Source organism: Phenylobacterium sp., from assembly GCF_004297125.1.
In the GTDB taxonomy this organism is placed as follows: domain Bacteria; phylum Pseudomonadota; class Alphaproteobacteria; order Caulobacterales; family Caulobacteraceae; genus Phenylobacterium.
On sequence record NZ_SCVD01000025.1, the window covers coordinates 77,828 to 94,954 of the forward strand.

A 17,127-nucleotide genomic window follows, 5' to 3' on the forward strand; every position below is an offset into this window, starting at 1 on the left:
TCCCGATGCCCGCCCGCGAGACCGTCGACGCCTTCGTGGCCCAGGTGCTGAGCGGCGCCCACGTGGAGGCGATCCGCGACTGGTACGCCGACGACGCCTCCATGCAGGAGAACCAGGACGCGCCGCGGATCGGCCGCGAGCTGCTGATGGCCGGCGAGGCCCAGATGCTGGCGATGCAGGCCTCGGTGACGACCGAGCTGCTGGCCCCGCCGGTGGTGGACGGCGACCGGGTGGCGATCCACTGGCGCTTCACCTTCGTCTCGAAGAAGGGACACGCGAACAGCTTCGAGGAGATCGCCTGGCAGACCTGGCGGGGCGACAAGGTCTGGCGAGAGGTGTTCTTCTACGACCCCGGCCAGACGCGGCGGCCCGCCCGCGCGCCGTGACCTTGTTCGCCAAGGCGGCGGCGGGGCGCTAGACCTTGGGGATGGACACCGACCTGCTGCTGAAACTGGGCGTCGCTCTGGGCGTGGGCCTGCTGATCGGCGCCGAGCGGGAGCGCCGCAAGCTGGCCAAGGCGGGCTCGGGCGCCGCGGGCATCCGCACCTTCACCGTCGCCTCCCTGGCCGGGGCGCTCAGCACGATCCTGGGCGGGGTGGCGATGCTGGCGGTGGCCACGGGCGTCGTGGGCGCGCTGGTGGCGCTGGGCTACTGGCGCACGCGCGGCGACCGCGACCCGGGCCTGACGACCGAGATCGCGCTGGTGGTCACGACGCTGATCGGCGCGCTGGCGGTGAGCCAGCCGCAGCTTGCCGCGATGGTCGGGGTGGGCGTGGCCATCCTGCTGGCCGGCCGCAACCGGTTGCACCACTTCGTCAGCGACGTGCTCACCGAGGAGGAACTGGAGGCGGCGCTGATCCTGGGCGCGGCCACGCTGGTCGTCCTGCCGCTGCTGCCGGACCGCGGGTTGGGGCCGTTCGAGGCGATCAATCCGCAGACCGTCTGGAAACTGGTGATCCTGGTCCTGGCGATCGGCGCGGCCGGGCACGTGGCGGTGCGGGCGCTGGGCGCGCGATTCGGCCTGGCGGTGGCCGGCCTGGCGTCCGGCTTCGTCTCCAGCACCGCCACCATCGGCACCATGGGCGCGCGGACGAAGGCCACGCCGGCGGTGATGTCGGCGGCGGTGGCGGGGGCCGTGCTGTCCTCCGTGGCGACGATCGTGCAGATGTCCCTGGTGATCGGGGCCACCAGCCTGCCGACGCTGCAGGCGATGACCCTGCCGCTGGCCTGCGCCGGGGCGGCCGCAGCGGCCTATGGGATCGCGTTCACGGTCATCGGATTTCGCCACACCTCGCCGGAGGAGGCCGATCCCGGCAAGGCGGTGAGCCTGGTCGCGGCCCTGACGTTCGGGGCGATCCTGGCCGCGGTCATGCTGGCCTCGGCCGCGCTACGGGCCTGGTTCGGCGAGGCCGGCTCGATCGCCGCGGCGGCGCTGGCGGGCCTGGCCGACGCGCACGCCGCCGGGATTTCGGTGGCCGCGATGGTGGCCTCGGGGGCGATGCCGCCGGAGGCCGCGGTGCTGCCGATCCTGGCCGGCCTCTCGACCAATACGGCGAGCAAGATCGTGTTCGCGGTGACGGCGGGCGGGCGCGGCTTCGCCCTGCGGGTGGTCCCGGGCCTGCTGCTGGTGGTCGCCGCCGCCTGGCTGGGCGCGATCCCGGCGCTGCTGCCGGCTATTTGATCTTGATAGTGGCCGTGCCCTGCGGGCCGGTGACCTCGAAGCTGTCGCCCGACTTCTTACCCTTGGGATATTCCACGCACTGCTCGGTGGGTTCGAAGTTGGACGTCGTGCACAGCTTGTCGCCGTCGATGCGCCATGTGCCGGTGACCTGACCGTCCATGGCGGTGAACTTGCCATCGGCCGTGTACTTCACGTCGATGTCCATCCCCTGGACGCTGAGGATGCTACCGTTGGTCGTGAGCTCCTGGAGTGTGTCGGCGGCGGCGGGCGTGGCGAGGGCAAGGATGGCGGCGGCGGTGAGCAGGCGGCGCATGACGTTTCCCCGTTTTGTCTCGTCGAGGGCAGCGTAAGCCTACAGCGGCAGAGCCTCAATGATCACGAAGGCCTGGGCGTAGGGGTGGTCGTCGGTGAGGGTGAGGTGGATGACCGCCTTCATGCCCGGCGGCGTCATCTCCTTCAGCCGCTCGGCCGCGCCGCCGGTCAGGGCCATGGTGGGCTGGCCCGAGCGCATGTTGACCACCCCCATGTCGCGCCAGAAGACGCCGCGGCGCATCCCGGTGCCCAGGGCCTTGGCGCAGGCCTCCTTGGCGGCGAAGCGCTTGGCGTAGCTGGCGGCGGCGTCGGCCTTGCGGTCGGAGCGCGTACGTTCCAGCTCGGTGAAGACGCGTTCCCGGAACCGGTCGCCGAAGCGCTCGAGGCTGTTCTGGATGCGGCGGATGTCGGAGAGGTCGGAACCCAGGCCCAGGATCATGCGGCCTGGCTCGCGCGGGCTTCGTCCATCAGCGCCCGCATCCGCTGGATGGCGGGGCCGAGGCCGATGAAGATGGCCTCGCCAATCAGGAAGTGGCCGATATTGAGCTCCATCAGCTCGGGGATCGCGGCGATGGGCTTCACCGTCTCGTAGTCGATGCCGTGGCCGGCGTGGACCTCCAGGCCCAGGCGGTGGGCCTCGGCGGTGGCGGCCTTGAGGTTGGCCAGCAGGGCCTCGGCCTGGGGCCGGCGCTCGCGCACCGCCTCGCAGTAGGCGCCGGTGTGCAGTTCCACCACCTGGGCGCCGACGGCCTTGGCGGCGCTCACCTGGGCCAGGTCGGCGTCGATGAAGGCCGAGACGCGGATTCCCGCTTGAACGAGCCGTCGCACCACGGGGGCGATGGCGTTGTGCCCCTTCACGACGTCGAGGCCGCCCTCGGTGGTCACCTCTTCCCGGCGCTCGGGCACCAGGCAGGCGGCGTGGGGGCGGTGGGCGAGCGCGATGGCCTCCATCTCCGGGGTCACGGCGCACTCGAAGTTGAGCGGGCGGCCCCGGCGGCGGCAGATCGCGGCCAGGGCGTCGATGTCGGCGTCGGAGATGTGCCGACGATCCTCGCGCAGGTGGGCGGTGATGCCGTCGGCGCCGGCGGCCAGGGCCATCTCGGCGGCCCGCACGGGGTCGGGATACCCCTCCCCCCGGGCGTTCCGGACGGTGGCGACGTGGTCGATGTTAACGCCCAGGCGAAGCCGGCTCATCCGTGGAGCCTCCGGCTGCCGGGGTCCTCGGTGGGGATGGCGGCCAGTTCCGGCGGAAGCTGGTCGGCGGGATAGGCCGGCACGTCCAGGCGGGCCAGGGCCACGAACGGCGCGCCGGGGTCGGCGCGGCCGCCGGAGCGGTCGACCAGGCAGGCGGCCACGACGACGTTTCCGCCGGCCTTGCGGATGGCGTCGACGCATTCGCGCGACGACAGGCCCGTGGAGACGATGTCCTCGACCATGGCGATGCGGGCGCCCGGCGGGATGGAGAACGCCCGGCGGAGCTTGAATTCGCCATCTTCGCGCTCGACGTAGATGGACGGAACGCCCAGCCAGCGGGCGGTTTCATATCCGGGGATGATCCCGCCCACCGCCGGGGAGACGCAGAGATCCACCTCGCCCACCGTGTCCCGGATCTTGGCCGCCAGCGCCTTGCACAGGCGCTCGGTCCGCTCAGGATATTGAAAGACCAGATTTTTCTGGAGGAAGATCGGCGAGTGCAGGCCGGAAGACAGGATGAAGTGGCCTTCGCGGAGCGCGCCGGCGCCGCGGAACTCGTCGAGGACAGCTTCGGTATTCATGTGCGTTCGCTTCTCGGCAACAAGTCGGTGGGAGAATGCACGCTGATACCTCCGATGCCGCAGGCCGCCAACCAAGGCTCTCCAGACCACCTATGGACGCAAGATCTATGGCCACCGAGCGGCGCCCCGCCGCCGCCAGCGCCGGCCCATTGCCGGACGGCGATGGCGCGCCGGGCCGGACGGTGATGGCCGAAGCCCCCGAAATCCGCGACCGCCGGATCTTTCCCCCGGAATTCCCGGAGGGCCTGAAGCCGCGCCTGCGCCTGTTCCTCAGCGTCGACCTGGTGGGCTCGACCCCCTACAAGCAGACGCGCCACATGTGGCGGCCGGAAATCGTCAATTTTTACCGTAACTTCGACTATATTCTTCAGAGGCAGTATCGCGAGTTCTCGGGCGGCCTGGACGACGGCCTGCCGGCGCCGGAGTTCTGGAAGAGCAACGGCGACGAGCTGCTCTACGTCTGCGAGCTGCAGAGCCTGAGCCACGCGCATGCCCTGATGCACGTGTGGCTGGCGACCCTGAACGAGTACCGCGGCGCCCGCGACGAGGCCTCCAAGCATCTCGACGTCAAGTCCACGGCCTGGATCGGGCTGTTCCCGGTGCCCAACGCCGAGATCTTCTTCCGGCGCGGGACGGCGTGGTCCGACGTGCAGGATCCGGTGCTGGGCCAGGCGGAGATCCGCGAGGAATTCTACGCAAACCCCGCAAATCCCTCGATTACCCGTGAGTTCGTGGGGCCGTCGATCGACACCGGCTTCCGGCTGACCTCCTGGGCCAGCCCCAACCGGCTGATCGTCTCGGTGGACCTGGCCTTCCTGCTGACCGGCGCCTACACGCGCAAGGTGGGGCCGCTGCGCCTGCACCTGTCGGGCAAGGACAAGCTGAAGGGCGTGATCGACAACCAGCCCTACCCCACCCTGTGGATTCCGGTCGGCCGCTCGCGGATCGACCCCGAGGACCGGCGGCTGGGCGAGGTGTCCACCGACCGTTCGACGATCCGCTCGTACTGCGAGGCGATCATCGAGCAGAACTACAAGTCGATCACCCCGCTCTACCTGGCCGGCGCGCACCACGAGGATTTCGACTGGGTGCCGCCCTACATCCTGACCGGCATCATGCGCCACTGGGCCGAGGAGAAGCGCCACCGCGAGGAAATCACCGGGGTGGTCCTGATCGACGACTAGCGGGCTTCGCCCTTGGTCCGCTCGACCTCTTCGACGCTGGGGTTGGCGCGCAGGGCGGCGGAGATGTGGGTGAGGTGGCGGGCGTCCTGGACGTCGACGTCGATGTCGACATCGAAGAAGTCCGACTGCCGGTGGTGCATCCGCAGGTTCACGATATTGCCGCCGGCCTCGCCGATGATCGTGCAGACTTGGCCCAGTACGCCGGGGGCGTTCTTGATGGTGGCGGTGAGGCGGGCGCGGGCGATGGCGTTGCGCTCGGCCTCGGGCGTCCACTGCAGGTCGCGCCAGAGCTCCTCGCGGTCCTCGTACTCGGCCAGCTTCTCGCAGTCGATGGTGTGGACGGTCAGGCCGCGGCCATCGGCCTCCAGGATGCCGACGATGCGGTCGCCGGGCACCGGCGAGCAGCACGGGCCGAAGTGGATGGTGACGCCCGGGGTCAGGCCGCCGCCGCGGACGTAGAGCCGGGCGGTCTTGCCTTCCTGGATGTGCCGGCGCGCGGTGGCGGCCTCGCGCTCGGCGGCCTTGAGGCCCGGGAACACCGCCTCCAGCACCTGCGAGGGCGTGGCGCGGCCGCGGCCCACGGCGTCGAACAGCTCGTCCTCGCTGGCGACGGCGAAGCGGTCCAGGGCGGGGCGAAGGGAAACGTCCTTGCGGCTCTTGCCCGCCGCCTCGAAGGCCTGGTCGACGGTGGCGCGGCCCAGGCGCAGGAACTCTTCCCGCTCGGTCTGGCGGATGTGGCGGCGGATGGCGGAGCGGGCGCGGCCGGTGACGGTGAGCGAGCGCCAGTCCGGCGGCACGACGGGCTTTCCGCCGCGGATCACCTCGACCACGTCGCCGTTGGTGAGGGCGGTGCGCAGGGGCTTCAGTTCGCCGTTGATCTTGGCGCCGACGGTGGTGTCGCCCAGGTCGGTGTGCAGGGCGTAGGCGAAGTCCAGCGGCATGGCCCCGCGCGGCAGGCTGACCAGCTGGCCCTTGGGCGTGAAGACGAACACTTGGTCGAGGTACATCTCGAGCTTGGCGTGCTCGACCAGCTCCTCGGCGTCGCCGCCGTGCTCCAGCACCTGGACCAGGTGGCGCAGGTTGACCAGCGGATCGCGCCCGCCGGCGGCCCTCTGGTGCTCGGCGTCGAAGCCGTAGGACTTGTTCTTGTAGTTCCAGTGGGCGGCCACGCCCTCTTCCGCCACCAGGTCCATGGCTTCGGTGCGGATCTGCATCTCGATGCGCATGCCCTTGTAGCCGACCACGGTCGTGTGGATTGAGCGGTAGTTGTTCCGCTTGGGCGTGGAGATGTAGTCCTTGAACCGCTCGGGCACGCTGGGCCACGCGCGATGGATGACCCCCAAGGCGCGGTAGCAGTCCTCCTCGGTGTCGACGATCACCCGGAAGGCGTAGATGTCCGAGAGCTGGGAGAAGCCGATCGACTTGCGCTGCAGCTTCCGCCAGATCGAGAAGGCGTGCTTCTCGCGGCCGAAGACGCGGGCGGGGATGCCGCCATTCTCGAGGCGGTTGGCGATTTCCTGGCTGACGGCGGAGACGGCCCCGCCCTGCTCCTGCCGCAGCACCTCCAGGCGGCGCAGGATGGCGTTGCGGCCCACCGGGTTCAGGTGGGCGAAGGCCAGTTCCTCCAGCTCCTCGCAGATGCGGTGGACACCGATGGAGCGGGCGAGCGGGGCGTAGATGTCCAGGGTCTCGCGGGCGATGCGCTCGCGCTTGGCGGCCTGCTTGATGAAGTGCAGCGTCCGCATGTTGTGCAGCCGGTCGGCCAGCTTCACCAGGAGGACGCGGACGTCCTTGGAGATCGCCAGGATGAACTTCCGCAGGTTCTCGGCCTGGCGGAGGTGTTCCTGCGAGAGTTCAAGCTTGGAGAGCTTGGTGACGCCCTCGACCAGTTCGGCGACCTCGGCCCCGAACAGCTCCTCGATCTTCTCGCGGGTGGCGTCGGTATCCTCGATGACGTCGTGCAGCAGCGCCGTGACGATGGTCTCGGTGTCGAGCCGGTAGTCGGTGAGGATGCCCGCCACCTCGATCGGGTGGGCGAAATAGGGGTCGCCGGAGGCCCGCTTCTGCGAGCCGTGCTGGCGCATCGCGTAGACATAGGCGCGATTGAGCATCGCCTCGTCGGCGGACGGGTCGTACGAGCGGACCTTCTCGATCAGCTCGAACTGGCGAAGCATCTTGGGCCGCGGCGTACCGGCCACGGCCTGCATAGGCGGCGCTTCGGGCAACAGGGTGTCGGGAGGCGGGACGGCGGTTGCGGTCGCCGCCTCTCTAGTGAGGGGTTCTGCGCCTTCTGGGCTCAGTACCGCTCCTCCTGGCCGCCGTCACGGTCGCTCTGCAGGGCGCGGACCAGTTCCAGCTCGCTCATCTGCATGTGGGTCGGATCGGCCAGCAGGGCGAGGGTCTCGGCCTCTTCCTCGGCTTCCGAGCGCTCGTCGACCCGCTGCAGCGAGGCGATCAGGGCTTCGCGGAGCTCCTCGGCGTCGACCACGTCGTCGGCGATCTCGCGCAGGGCCACGACCGGGTTCTTGTCGTTGTCGCGGTCGACCATGATCGGCGCGCCGGCCGAAACGGCGCGGGCGCGATGGGCGGACAGCAACACGAGGTTGAAGCGGTTCGGCACCTTTTGGATGCAGTCTTCGACGGTGACGCGGGCCATGGAGTCTCTCAGCTGGGATAGAACCGGCGAAAATAGAGGTTCGGCGGCCATTGTGCAACGCCGCATAGGTCGCAGGGCGTGACCAACTCCCCCTTTGGGGTCGCGCCTACGTACCCAAGCCCAGCCGCTTCGCTCTGTCGGAGGCCTCCTCCGTGAAGGCGTCGCCGAGCTCAGAGTGTTCGTAGACCTGGCGGATTTCCAGTTCGACGTTGGCCTCGCCACAGACGGCGGGCCAGCGCTTCGCCCATTCCAGGACCTGCTCGAAGGACTCCGCCTCGACCATCGTGAAGCCCGCGATCAGCTCCTTGGTCTCGGCGAAGGGGCCGTCGGTGACGAGGGGCTTGCCGTTGTTGAACTTCACCCGTGCGCCCTTGGCGCTGGGGTGCAGGCCGTCGCCCGCCAGGATCTTCAGATGGCGGCCCATCTCCTCATGGTAGTCGATCATCGCGTCGACCAGTTCCTGGGTCGCCTCGACACCCGCCTCGGTGTCGGCGTCGGCTTTGCGGATAATCATGAAGCGCATGGGGTCCCCTTCTTCTTACGTGCGGCCTGAGGACGGGCGACGGCGCCCCAACCCGACATTTTCACGCGGCCGGCGTCGCATCCTTTCCGATGGTGGCTTTGGCGGCCAGCGCCGCAGCGGTCTCGCCAAGGGCCGGATGGACCCAGTCGGGCGCGATCTCGGCCAGCGGGCCCATGACGAACAGGCGCTTGTGGGCGCGGGGGTGCGGCAGGGTGAGGTCAGGATGGTGCAGCACCTGGCGGCCGTGGGCGATCAGGTCGAGATCGAGGGTGCGCGGCGCGTTGCGGCCCGCCCGCTCCCGGCCCAACTCCGCCTCCAGGCCAAGCAGCGAGGCGAGCACCTCGTGCGGCCCGCCCTGCGCCTCGACAAGCGCGACGCCGTTGCGGTACTCAGGGCCCATTGGGTCGGGCCAGGCGGCCGAGCGCCACCAGGACGACCGCTTCAGGATTTTCAAGCCGACCGCCGGGAACCGGGTCAGCGCCGCCTCCAGCAGAGCCTCGGACGAGCCATAGCCGCCCGCCAGATTGCTGCCCAGGGCGACGACCACCGCTCCATTCAGGTCCCCAACGCTATCTGGGATTTTCGAGCTGATGACGTTCTACCCCACGGACCGGCTGGCGTTGTTCATCGACGGGGCGAACCTCTATTCCGCCGCCAAGAACCTCGGCTTCGACATCGACTACCGCAAGCTGCTGGAGGAGTTCCGCAAGCGCAGCGTGCTGGTGCGGGCCTACTACTACACGGCCCTGGTGGAGAATGAGGAGTACTCGCCGATCCGGCCGCTGGTGGATTGGCTGGACTACAACGGCTATCGCCTCGTGACCAAGTCGGCGCGGGAATACACCGACAGCAGCGGTCGCAAGCGGTTCCGCGGCGACATGGACGTCGAGATCGCGGTCGACATGATGGAAATGGCCGAGCACGCCGACCACATGGTGCTGTTCTCGGGCGACGGCGACTTCCGCAAGCTGGTCGAGGCCGTCCAGCGGCGGGGCAGCCGGGTCACCGTGGTCTCCACCGTGAAGTCGCAGCCGCCGATGGTCAGCGACGACCTGCGCCGGCAGGCGGACAACTTCGTCGACCTGCAGGACCTGGCCGACATGATCGGGCGGCCGGCGCGGCTGCCGAAGTTCCTCTCGGAGAGCCGGGCGCAGCACGCGGAACGCGACACCGATGCCGACGCCTGAGGTCGTGGCGCCGGAAGCGCCGCGCGACTGCCCGCTCTGTCCCCGGCTGGTGGCCTATCGGGAAGCCAACAAGATCTCCGTGCCCGGCGGCTTCAACGGCGCCGTGGCCTCGTTCGGCGACGAGGACGCCCGGCTGTGCGTGGTGGGCCTGGCGCCCGGCCGCATGGGCGCCAATCGGACCGGGCGGCCGTTCACGGGCGATGGCGCGGGCTGGATGCTGTACGAGACGCTGCTGAAGACGGGGTTCGCCACCGGCGCCTACGAGGCGCGGCCGGACGACACGCTTCAGCTCCGGGACTGCATGATCACCAACGCGGTGCGCTGCGCCCCGCCCGGCAACAAGCCGGAGACCCTCGAGGAGGCGACCTGCCGGCCGTTCCTGAGCGCGCGGCTGGCCGCCCTGCCCCGCCTGAAGGTGATCGTGACCCTGGGCGACGTCTCGCGGCGCAATGTGCTGAGGGCGCTGGGGCTGAAGGCCTCGGCGGGCATCGCGGGCCACGGGACCGAGTTCCCGGCCGGGCCGTACGTCGTGCTGAACAGCTACCACTGCTCCCGCCTCAACACGAACACCGGGCGGCTGACGGCGGAGATGTTCGAGGCGGTGTTCCGAAGGGCGCGGGAGTTGGTGGGCGCCTAGAAAGCTTGATTGTTCTTGTTTTGTTCCATATGCTGCGTGAATGACAAACTCGCGCAACGCCTACCCCTCCAATCCTGGCTATGAGAACGAACCGTCGAACTGGGCGAAGCGACAACCTCTCGATGGCGCGTTCGATGTGGCCGGGACCGCAGGCTGGCTAGCCCGCCGCTCCATGCAGGTGAACCCGCAGATTGAGCGAAACTTCCGATCCACGATCCGGGGGATGTTCGGCTCAACCTTCACCGAGGATGAGATAACGAAGCTACAAGATCGCGCCTTGGACGCGGCCGAGATGAAGGATTTGGAGGTGCTTCACGGTCTCGAGGCTGGTTCACCGCTCTCCGTCACACCGGCGCAGAAGGCGAGGATCGACAGGCTCGTGGGGAAGCTGGGGTCCGACGAACTTGGTCGAAAGGCGCGGGATTCATATGGAAAGGCCCTATCGGGTGGTCAGATCCGGACCCGTTGAAGGCGTGCCGCGCGGGGTGCTGGCGGTCCCGCTTGCCATCAGCTTTGCGCTGCTCTTGCCACAGCTGTTCGGATGGACCGACGGAGCGGTATGGCAGATGCTCGGCTGGTCCGTGCTGCTCTTTCCGCACGTCCTCGCGTTTCCGCTGAGCATGCTCCAAGTCGGTCCGTTGGGCGTGGCGCTTATCCTTGGCGTCACCGACCTTGGACTGGCGGCGCTTTGCTGGACGACCCAGCCGGCACGCCTGTCGTGGCGGCGACTTCTGGGGTTGGTTGGACTTTGGGCCCTGTTGTCCGCCCTGACGGCGTTTGGCGCGCCTTACCTCATGACGTGGGGCTGGGCCGTGTCCCACTAGATGGCTGCCACCATTGTCAGCAGCTCCGCCTTAGGGTCCGCCGCATGACACCAATCGACTTCAAGCCCATTGGGGGAAGCTGCCTCTGCGGAGGTGTGCGGTTCGAGCTCACAGGACAGCCGCTCAGCCTCAGCTATTGCCACTGTTCGCGCTGCCGCAAGCAGGCGGGCCTGTTCGCAGCCGTGCTGATGGTGCGGCGGGAGGATTTCCGGCTGCTGGCGGGCGCCGAGCACATCCGCCGCTACGAGCCTCCGGCGCCGTTCAAGCATGTGCGGGCGTTCTGCGGGACCTGCGGGTCGCCGCTGGGCGAGCCGTCGGAAGCCCACGAGGTTTTTCCGGTGGCGGCGTCGGCCCTGGACGGCGATCCCGGCGTGCGGCCGGCGCTGCACCAGAACCTGGCGGCCAAGCCCGACTGGCTTGCGCTTCCCGACGATGGGGTGAAGCGGATCGACGGAACCTATGGCGGATAGCGGACGCGGCTTGTAGCGTCGCGCCTCGCTCAAGCTCTCAGGATTCCCGCGTGCCCAAGACCCTGATCGCCGCCCTCCTCGCCACCGCGCTGGCCGCGCCGGCCCTTGCCGCGCCGCCGAAGGTGGATCCTGCCCTCCACGCCGAGGCGCTGGGCATCCTGAAGAAGAGCGTCAGCTATCGCACCGTCCAGGGCGGCGACCAGTTCGTGCCCTATGCGGAGTACCTGAAGGGGGTGCTGACCGCTGCCGGCTACAAGCCGGAAGAGATCACCATCGAGCCGATGGCCGGCACGGCGTTCCTGATCGCGCGCTATCCGGGGACGGACCCGAAGAAGAAGCCGATCGTCATCTCCGGCCACATGGACGTGGTCGAGGCCGACCCAAAGGACTGGACCCGCGACCCGTTCACGGCGGTCGAGGAGAACGGCTATGTGTTCGGCCGCGGGTCGGTGGACAACAAGTTCGACGTCTCGATGATGGTCGCCACCCTGGCCAAGCTGCGCAAGAGCGGCTGGAAGCCCGGCCGCGACGTGGTGCTGGCGCTGTCCGGCGACGAAGAGACCACCATGAAGACCACCGCCGTCCTGGCCCAGCGGCTGAAGGGCGCGGAGATGGTGCTGAACATCGACGGCGGCGGCGGCAGCCTCAACGAGGACGGCACGCCCGTCTCGTTCGGCGTCCAGGGCGCGGAGAAGACCTACGCCGACTTCCACCTGACCGTGACCGACCCGGGCGGCCACTCCAGCCGGCCGACGCCGACCAACGCGATCTACCGGCTGGCCAAGGCGATCGACAAGCTCGAGGCCTATCAATGGCCGACCATGAGCAACGAGATCAGCCGCGGCGCGCTGGCCGCGGCGGCGAAGAACACCGCCGGTCCCGTGGGCCAGGCGCTGGCGAAGTTCGCGGCGGACCCGACCGACAAGGCGGCGATCGCGACGATCCGGGCCGACTACACCTGGAGCCCGGCGCTGCACACCACCTGCGTCGCCACCATGCTGAGCGGCGGCCATGCGCCCAACGCCCTGCCCCAGAAGGCCGAGGCGACGGTGAACTGCCGGATCTTCCCCGGCACCTCGTCGGCCAGCGTCGAGAAGACCCTGGCCGAGGTGGTGGCCGACCCCACCGTGAAGGTGACCCGCCTGGATGACGGCTCCATCGACAGCCCGGCCTCGCCGCTGCGGCCGGACGTGATGGCCGCGGTGACCAAGGCGGTCCACGCCCGCTTCCCCGGCCTTGCCATCGTGCCCAGCCAAGCGTCCGGGGCGACGGACAGCATGTATTTCCGGGCGGCCGGCGTGCCCAGCTATGGCGTCTCGGGCCTGTTCATGAAGGACTCGGACGAGTTCAGCCACGGCCTGAACGAGCGCGCGCCGGTCAGCGCCATCGACGGGGACCTGGCGCACTACGACTCGATCCTGCGCGACCTGGCGAAGTAGCGCCATGGCTTCCCGCACGTTTGAAGAGATCAAGGCGGCTTACAGCGGCGAGCCCGACGCGGGGACGCTCGACAGCCCCGCCGCGAGAAACGGCGACGGCGACACGCTGCTGCACCTGGCGGCGCTGCGGGGAAGCGAAGCCGACGTAGCGGACCTGGTCGCCCTCGGCGCGGTGGTCAACGCCCGCGGGGAGTTCGGGATGACGGCGCTGCACCATGCGGCGATCGCGGGTCACATCGCCGTCGCGGAGCGCTTGCTGGCGCTCGGGGCGGACCGTTCGGCGCCCGACGATTCTGGCCAGACCCCGGCGAAACTGGCCGCGCTCGGATCGCACACGGAGTTGGCGGCGCTGCTGCATCCGACCCGGCGGCGAGGCGGAGGGCGCTGATCGACGCCGAATAACCGCTTCACTTCCGCCACGGCGCCGGGATCACCTTGTCTCGCAGAACATGCGATCTGGGAGGATCCGATGCACGACCTGATCATCCGCGGCGGGACTATCGTCGACGGCTCGGGCGGGACGCCCTTCGTGGGCGACGTGGCCATCGACGGCGACCGCATCGTCCAGGTGGGCGAGGTGTCGGGCTCGGCCAGGCGCGAGATCGACGCCACGGGGCGGATCGTGACGCCGGGCTGGGTGGACATCCACACCCACTACGACGGCCAGGCGACCTGGGACGAGGTGCTGGCGCCCTCCTCCTGGCACGGGGTGACCACGGCGATCATGGGCAACTGCGGCGTGGGCTTCGCCCCCGTGCGGCCGGACGCGCACAACTTCCTGATCGAGCTGATGGAGGGGGTGGAGGACATCCCCGGTTCGGCCCTGCACGAGGGCATCGACTGGAAGTGGGAGAGCTTCCCCGAGTACCTCGACGCGCTTGAGGCCAAGCCCCGCGCCATCGACGTCGGCACGCACGTGCCGCACGCGCCGGTCCGGGCCTATGTGCTGGGCGACCGCTGCAACACCGACTACCAGCCCAACGCCGCCGAGATCGCCGAGATGGCGAGGCTGGTGCGCGAGGGCGTCGAGGCCGGGGCGCTGGGCTTCTCGACCTCGCGGACCCTGCTGCACAAGGACCTCAAGGGCGTCCACATGCCGGGCACCTTCGCGGGCTCGGACGAGATGCTGGCCCTGGGCCTCAGCATGAAGGGCCTGCGCCACGGCGTGTTCGAGATGGTCTCCGACCACCTGGGCGACGACGACGAGTGGATGTGGGTCAAGGGCTTCGCCGAGCAGACCGGCCTGCCGGTGACCCTGGTGGCCACGTCCGCCCAGGCCTACGAAGGCGACAAGATGTACAACATCGCCGAGGAGTCCCGCGCCCAGGGCATGGACATCCGGCCGCAGATCGCCGGGCGGCCGACGGGCATCCTCCACGGCCTGACCTCCAACTTCCACGTCTTCCTGGCCAGCCCGACCTGGAAGGAAAAGCTCGCGGACCTGTCGGTGGACGAGAAGCTGGCGGCGATGAAGACGCCGGAGATCCGCGCGGCCCTGCTCTCCGAAGACAGCCCGCTCATCAAGGCGGCGGTGGGGGAAGGCGTGGCGGGCGATCTCGCCGTCGCGTTCGGCGGCAGCCTGCTGTGGCGGATCTTCCCGCTGGGCGAGCGGCCGGACTACGAGCCCGACCGGTCCGGCAGCGTGGCCGGCCTGGCCGAGGCGGCGGGCGTGTCGCCGCTGGCGATGATGTACGACCTCTTGCTGCGCGACGGCGGGCGCGAGCTGTTCTACCAGCCGCTGGGCGGCTACCAGACCTACAACTTCGACTTTTTCCGCAAGAACATGCAGCACCCCAACGTGCTGTTCGGCCTGTCGGACGGCGGCGCCCACTGCGGGGTGATCGCCGACGCCGGGATGCCGACGTTCATCCTCAGCTACTGGGCGCGCGACCGGGTGAAGGGCGACCAGTTCCCGCTGGAGTTCCTGGTGCGCAAGCTGACCAGCGACACGGCGCGGGCCTATGGGCTGAACGACCGGGGGCAGCTCAAGCCCGGCCTGCTGGCCGACGTGAACGTGATCGACTTCGACAAGCTGCGGCTGTTCCGGCCGGAGTCCATCCAGGACCTCCCGGCGGGCGGGCGCAGGCTGGTCCAGCGGGCCGAGGGCTATCGCTATACGGTCAAGTCGGGACAGGTGACCTTCGAGGACGGCCGGCACACCGGCGCCCTGCCCGGCGGCCTGGTGCGCGGCGGCCGCGAGGCGGTGATTCTGCCGATGGCCGCCGAATAGGCGCTCAGCGCGTCCAGTAGAGGTAGCGCCAGGCCTTCTCGAACCCCGCCTTGCGGTAGAGCGAGCGTGCGGGGTTGGCCTCCTCCACCTGGAGGAAGACGCGGTCGATCCCGCGCGCCTGGGTGGCGCGACCGAGGGCGGCCAGCACCGTGCTGGCCAGGCCGCGGCCGCGGCGCCGGGCGTCGGTTCGCATGCCGTGGATCCCAGCCCAGCCGTGGCCGAAGGTGACCGCGCCGACGGCGACGGTGCGGCCATCCTCGCGGGCGGCGCCATAGGCCGCGTCGGGCGAGCGGGTCAGGGCGGCGACGCGGCCGGCCCCGTCCTCAGGGTCGAAGCCTTCGCCCAGGAAGACCTGCCCCCAGGCCTCGTCGGGGGTCTCCATCAGGTCGGCGGGGCGGTCACGGAGGGCGGCCAGCCGGTCCACGTCGCCCACCTTCACGATCGTGGGCTTGGCGCCCACGTAGCCGCGGGCGGTCAGGGCGTCGCGCACGCCCTGCAGGCCCGGGACGTCGGCGACGCGGAACATGGGGGTGAGACCCGCGGTCCAGTACGCGGCCTCGACCTCGCTGAGCGCGGAGGCGTCCAGGTCGTGGCGCAGCGGGACCGCGCTCTTGGCGCGGCCGATCGGGCCGTCGTCCAGCGGGACCAGCCAGCCTGCGATCTCTTCGACCAGCGCCGGGGCGACGCCCTCGACCGTGGCCCGCTCCAGGCTCTCGACGTCGGCGGGGTTCAGCTCCGATCGCCCTTCATCAGGCGCGCCTTGTCGCGCTGCCAGTCGCGGGCCGCGGTGGTCTCGCGCTTGTCGTGGGTGTTCTTGCCCTTGGCGAGGGAGAGCTCGAGCTTGGCCAGGCCCTTGTCGTTCCAATAGAGCTTGGTCGGGATGATCGTGCGGCCTTCGCGCTGGACGGCGCCGATCAGCTTGTCGATCTCCTTGCGCTTCAGGAGCAGCTTCCGGTGCCTGCGCGGCTCGTGGTTGAAGTGCGGGCCGGCCTGGGCGTAGGGCGGGAAGTCGGCGTTGATCAGCACGATTTCCTTGCCCTCCACCGCCGCATAGCTCTCGGCGATGTTGGCGCGGCCGACGCGCAGGGACTTCACCTCGGACCCGGTGAGCGCGATGCCGGCCTCGAAGGTCTGCTCGAGGAAGTAGTCGAACCGGGCCCGCCGGTTCTCGGCGATCAGCTTGCCGGCCATCAGATCAGCCCGGCTTCCCGCATCCCGACGAGCACCTCGGCGCGGGCGGCCTCGGAACAGGGCGTGATCGGCAGGCGGACCTCGTCGGTGCACAGGCCGAGCTGAGCCATGGCGAACTTGGCCGGGGCCGGCGAGGCGTCGGAGAACAGCGCCTTGTGCAGGCGGATCAGCCGGTCCTGGCCGTAGAGCGCGCCCTGCCACTGGCCGGAGAGCGCGTCGTCGTACATCCGGGCCACCAGTTCGGGCGCCACGTTGCAGGTCACCGAGATGCAGCCGTGGCCCCCCTGGGCCACGTAGCCCAGGCCCTGGTCGTCGTTGCCGGACAGCAGCACCCAGTCCTCGCCGCACTCCACGCGCTGCAGGCTGGCGCGGCCGAGGTCGCCGGTGGCGTCCTTGACGCCCACGATGTTCGGCAGCTTGGACAGGCGCAGAAGCGTGGCGTTGGAGATATCCACGCTGGTGCGGGCGGGCACGTTGTAGACCAGCACCGGAAGCTGCACGGCCTCGTTGATCGCCGCGTAGTGGGCGTAGAGCCCCTCCTGGCTAGGCCGGTTGTAGTAGGGCGTCACCACCAGGGCCGCGTCGGCGCCGACCTGCTTGGCGTGCTGCACCAATTCGATGGCCTCGGCCGTAGAATTGGAGCCGGCCCCGGCGATCACGGGCACCCTGCCGCGAGCGGTCTGGACGCAGAGCTCCACAACGCGGCGGTGCTCCTCGTGACTTAGGGTGGCGGTCTCGCCGGTTGTGCCGACGGGGACAAGCCCATGGACGCCGCCCGCGATCTGGCGTTCGACCAAGGACACAAAAGCGTCCTCGTCGACGGCTCCATTGCGGAAAGGGGTCACGAGCGCCGGCAGGACGCCGCGGAAGAGAGGTTCTGACATGTCAACTATGTGGGGGTGAGCACAAGACCGTGAAGAACACGCCTGGTGAGGCGACGTTCAGATTTGCCGGGACAATATGTTGGGGTGGGCTTAGCCCGCAACGTCGATTCCATAGATCCCCGAGTCGGGGGGAA

At 69.5% G+C, this 17,127-nt stretch carries 21 protein-coding genes; 10 read left to right on the plus strand and 11 right to left on the minus strand.

The features are described 5' to 3' along the window. The first annotated feature begins 5 nt into the window (after positions 1-5). Complete coding sequence (locus tag EPO51_RS18035) at positions 6-386, plus strand: nuclear transport factor 2 family protein (protein ID WP_293353070.1); 381 nt, start codon at positions 6-8, stop codon at positions 384-386. Positions 387-427: 41 nt separating this feature from the next. Continuing rightward, positions 428-1,681: an MgtC/SapB family protein gene (locus tag EPO51_RS18040; protein ID WP_293353072.1), complete on the plus strand. Its 1,254-nt coding sequence runs from the start codon at positions 428-430 to the stop codon at positions 1,679-1,681. Here EPO51_RS18040 and EPO51_RS18045 read toward each other — a convergent pair. Genes EPO51_RS18045 through pyrE form a run of 4 tightly spaced genes read right to left on the minus strand, consistent with a single transcriptional unit; the run spans position 1,674 to position 3,768 of the window. Beyond that, positions 1,674-1,994: a hypothetical protein gene (locus tag EPO51_RS18045; protein ID WP_293353073.1), complete on the minus strand. Its 321-nt coding sequence runs from the start codon at positions 1,992-1,994 to the stop codon at positions 1,674-1,676. The two genes, EPO51_RS18040 and EPO51_RS18045, sit on opposite strands and share 8 nt — an antisense overlap. Positions 1,995-2,033: 39 nt before the next feature. Then, positions 2,034-2,432: a holo-ACP synthase gene (gene acpS, locus EPO51_RS18050; protein WP_293353075.1), complete on the minus strand. Its 399-nt coding sequence runs from the start codon at positions 2,430-2,432 to the stop codon at positions 2,034-2,036. Continuing rightward, entirely contained in the window at positions 2,429-3,187 is a 759-nt protein-coding gene (locus tag EPO51_RS18055) for a pyridoxine 5'-phosphate synthase (protein ID WP_293353077.1), read from the minus strand. Before EPO51_RS18055 ends, acpS begins: the two co-directional genes overlap by 4 nt. Next, positions 3,184-3,768 carry an orotate phosphoribosyltransferase gene (gene pyrE / locus EPO51_RS18060; RefSeq protein WP_293353079.1) on the minus strand — a complete coding sequence of 195 codons (585 nt, stop codon included), beginning with the start codon at positions 3,766-3,768 and terminating at the stop codon, positions 3,184-3,186. Before pyrE ends, EPO51_RS18055 begins: the two co-directional genes overlap by 4 nt. Before the next feature lie 107 nt (positions 3,769-3,875). On the opposite strand from pyrE, the gene EPO51_RS18065 reads away from it, so the two are divergent. After that, on the plus strand, positions 3,876-4,952 hold the full coding sequence (locus EPO51_RS18065; RefSeq protein ID WP_293353081.1) for a hypothetical protein: 1,077 nt from the start codon (positions 3,876-3,878) through the stop codon (positions 4,950-4,952). On the opposite strand, the gene EPO51_RS18070 is transcribed toward EPO51_RS18065, so the two are convergent. The 4 genes from EPO51_RS18070 to folK form a co-directional block, all read right to left on the minus strand. Beyond that, complete coding sequence (locus EPO51_RS18070) at positions 4,949-7,159, minus strand: RelA/SpoT family protein (protein ID WP_293353083.1); 2,211 nt, start codon at positions 7,157-7,159, stop codon at positions 4,949-4,951. The two genes, EPO51_RS18065 and EPO51_RS18070, sit on opposite strands and share 4 nt — an antisense overlap. 89 nt (positions 7,160-7,248) lie before the next feature. Beyond that, positions 7,249-7,608, minus strand: coding sequence for a DNA-directed RNA polymerase subunit omega (rpoZ, locus tag EPO51_RS18075; RefSeq protein WP_293353085.1), 360 nt, complete (start codon positions 7,606-7,608; stop codon positions 7,249-7,251). A gap of 106 nt (positions 7,609-7,714) precedes the next feature. Next, positions 7,715-8,131 (minus strand): YciI family protein, encoded by a 417-nt coding sequence (locus EPO51_RS18080; protein ID WP_293353087.1) that lies wholly within the window; start codon positions 8,129-8,131, stop codon positions 7,715-7,717. Positions 8,132-8,192: 61 nt separating this feature from the next. Continuing rightward, on the minus strand, positions 8,193-8,678 hold the full coding sequence (gene folK, locus EPO51_RS18085; protein ID WP_293353089.1) for a 2-amino-4-hydroxy-6-hydroxymethyldihydropteridine diphosphokinase: 486 nt from the start codon (positions 8,676-8,678) through the stop codon (positions 8,193-8,195). A gap of 43 nt (positions 8,679-8,721) precedes the next feature. Here folK and EPO51_RS18090 point away from each other — a divergent pair, with 43 nt between their 5' ends. The 7 genes from EPO51_RS18090 (at position 8,722) to EPO51_RS18120 (ending at position 14,918) form a co-directional block, all read left to right on the plus strand. Continuing rightward, positions 8,722-9,318, plus strand: coding sequence for a LabA-like NYN domain-containing protein (locus EPO51_RS18090; protein WP_293353091.1), 597 nt, complete (start codon positions 8,722-8,724; stop codon positions 9,316-9,318). Next, positions 9,305-9,955 carry a uracil-DNA glycosylase gene (locus EPO51_RS18095; RefSeq protein ID WP_293353093.1) on the plus strand — a complete coding sequence of 217 codons (651 nt, stop codon included), beginning with the start codon at positions 9,305-9,307 and terminating at the stop codon, positions 9,953-9,955. The genes EPO51_RS18090 and EPO51_RS18095 overlap by 14 nt, the downstream gene beginning before the upstream one ends. Positions 9,956-10,383: 428 nt before the next feature. Then, entirely contained in the window at positions 10,384-10,779 is a 396-nt protein-coding gene (locus tag EPO51_RS18100) for a hypothetical protein (protein ID WP_293353095.1), read from the plus strand. A gap of 44 nt (positions 10,780-10,823) precedes the next feature. After that, positions 10,824-11,249, plus strand: a complete 426-nt coding sequence (locus EPO51_RS18105) for a GFA family protein (RefSeq protein WP_293353097.1) — start codon at positions 10,824-10,826, stop codon at positions 11,247-11,249. A gap of 50 nt (positions 11,250-11,299) precedes the next feature. After that, on the plus strand, positions 11,300-12,688 hold the full coding sequence (locus tag EPO51_RS18110) for a M20/M25/M40 family metallo-hydrolase (protein WP_293353099.1): 1,389 nt from the start codon (positions 11,300-11,302) through the stop codon (positions 12,686-12,688). A gap of 4 nt (positions 12,689-12,692) precedes the next feature. Further along, positions 12,693-13,076: an ankyrin repeat domain-containing protein gene (locus EPO51_RS18115; RefSeq protein WP_293353101.1), complete on the plus strand. Its 384-nt coding sequence runs from the start codon at positions 12,693-12,695 to the stop codon at positions 13,074-13,076. A gap of 81 nt (positions 13,077-13,157) precedes the next feature. After that, entirely contained in the window at positions 13,158-14,918 is a 1,761-nt protein-coding gene (locus EPO51_RS18120; RefSeq protein ID WP_293353103.1) for an N-acyl-D-amino-acid deacylase family protein, read from the plus strand. Positions 14,919-14,922: 4 nt separating this feature from the next. Here the strand turns inward: EPO51_RS18120 and EPO51_RS18125 are convergent, their stop codons facing one another. From EPO51_RS18125 to dapA, 3 genes are read right to left on the minus strand one after another with little or no spacing between them, the layout of a single operon-like run. Beyond that, positions 14,923-15,693: a GNAT family N-acetyltransferase gene (locus tag EPO51_RS18125; RefSeq protein ID WP_465246614.1), complete on the minus strand. Its 771-nt coding sequence runs from the start codon at positions 15,691-15,693 to the stop codon at positions 14,923-14,925. Continuing rightward, on the minus strand, positions 15,648-16,109 hold the full coding sequence (gene smpB, locus EPO51_RS18130; RefSeq protein WP_293353107.1) for an SsrA-binding protein SmpB: 462 nt from the start codon (positions 16,107-16,109) through the stop codon (positions 15,648-15,650). The genes EPO51_RS18125 and smpB overlap by 46 nt, the downstream gene beginning before the upstream one ends. Further along, the gene (gene dapA / locus EPO51_RS18135) at positions 16,109-16,993 is read right to left on the minus strand and encodes a 4-hydroxy-tetrahydrodipicolinate synthase (protein WP_293353109.1); all 885 of its coding nucleotides are present in this window, start codon (positions 16,991-16,993) and stop codon (positions 16,109-16,111) included. Before dapA ends, smpB begins: the two co-directional genes overlap by 1 nt. Positions 16,994-17,127: the final 134 nt, after the last annotated feature.

Excerpts from the sequence above, each read along its gene's own strand:
- EPO51_RS18035 (WP_293353070.1), top strand. The coding sequence starts at position 6 with ATGCCCGCCCGCGAGACCGTCGACGCCTTCGTGGCCCAGGTGCTGAGC.
- EPO51_RS18040 (WP_293353072.1), top strand. The coding sequence starts at position 428 with ATGGACACCGACCTGCTGCTGAAACTGGGCGTCGCTCTGGGCGTGGGC.
- EPO51_RS18045 (WP_293353073.1), bottom strand. The coding sequence starts at position 1,994 with ATGCGCCGCCTGCTCACCGCCGCCGCCATCCTTGCCCTCGCCACGCCC.
- acpS (WP_293353075.1), bottom strand. The coding sequence starts at position 2,432 with ATGATCCTGGGCCTGGGTTCCGACCTCTCCGACATCCGCCGCATCCAG.
- EPO51_RS18055 (WP_293353077.1), bottom strand. The coding sequence starts at position 3,187 with ATGAGCCGGCTTCGCCTGGGCGTTAACATCGACCACGTCGCCACCGTC.
- pyrE (WP_293353079.1), bottom strand. The coding sequence starts at position 3,768 with ATGAATACCGAAGCTGTCCTCGACGAGTTCCGCGGCGCCGGCGCGCTC.
- EPO51_RS18065 (WP_293353081.1), top strand. The coding sequence starts at position 3,876 with ATGGCCACCGAGCGGCGCCCCGCCGCCGCCAGCGCCGGCCCATTGCCG.
- EPO51_RS18070 (WP_293353083.1), bottom strand. The coding sequence starts at position 7,159 with ATGCAGGCCGTGGCCGGTACGCCGCGGCCCAAGATGCTTCGCCAGTTC.
- rpoZ (WP_293353085.1), bottom strand. The coding sequence starts at position 7,608 with ATGGCCCGCGTCACCGTCGAAGACTGCATCCAAAAGGTGCCGAACCGC.
- EPO51_RS18080 (WP_293353087.1), bottom strand. The coding sequence starts at position 8,131 with ATGCGCTTCATGATTATCCGCAAAGCCGACGCCGACACCGAGGCGGGT.
- EPO51_RS18090 (WP_293353091.1), top strand. The coding sequence starts at position 8,722 with ATGACGTTCTACCCCACGGACCGGCTGGCGTTGTTCATCGACGGGGCG.
- EPO51_RS18095 (WP_293353093.1), top strand. The coding sequence starts at position 9,305 with ATGCCGACGCCTGAGGTCGTGGCGCCGGAAGCGCCGCGCGACTGCCCG.
- EPO51_RS18100 (WP_293353095.1), top strand. The coding sequence starts at position 10,384 with ATGGAAAGGCCCTATCGGGTGGTCAGATCCGGACCCGTTGAAGGCGTG.
- EPO51_RS18105 (WP_293353097.1), top strand. The coding sequence starts at position 10,824 with ATGACACCAATCGACTTCAAGCCCATTGGGGGAAGCTGCCTCTGCGGA.
- EPO51_RS18115 (WP_293353101.1), top strand. The coding sequence starts at position 12,693 with ATGGCTTCCCGCACGTTTGAAGAGATCAAGGCGGCTTACAGCGGCGAG.
- EPO51_RS18120 (WP_293353103.1), top strand. The coding sequence starts at position 13,158 with ATGCACGACCTGATCATCCGCGGCGGGACTATCGTCGACGGCTCGGGC.
- smpB (WP_293353107.1), bottom strand. The coding sequence starts at position 16,109 with ATGGCCGGCAAGCTGATCGCCGAGAACCGGCGGGCCCGGTTCGACTAC.
- dapA (WP_293353109.1), bottom strand. The coding sequence starts at position 16,993 with ATGTCAGAACCTCTCTTCCGCGGCGTCCTGCCGGCGCTCGTGACCCCT.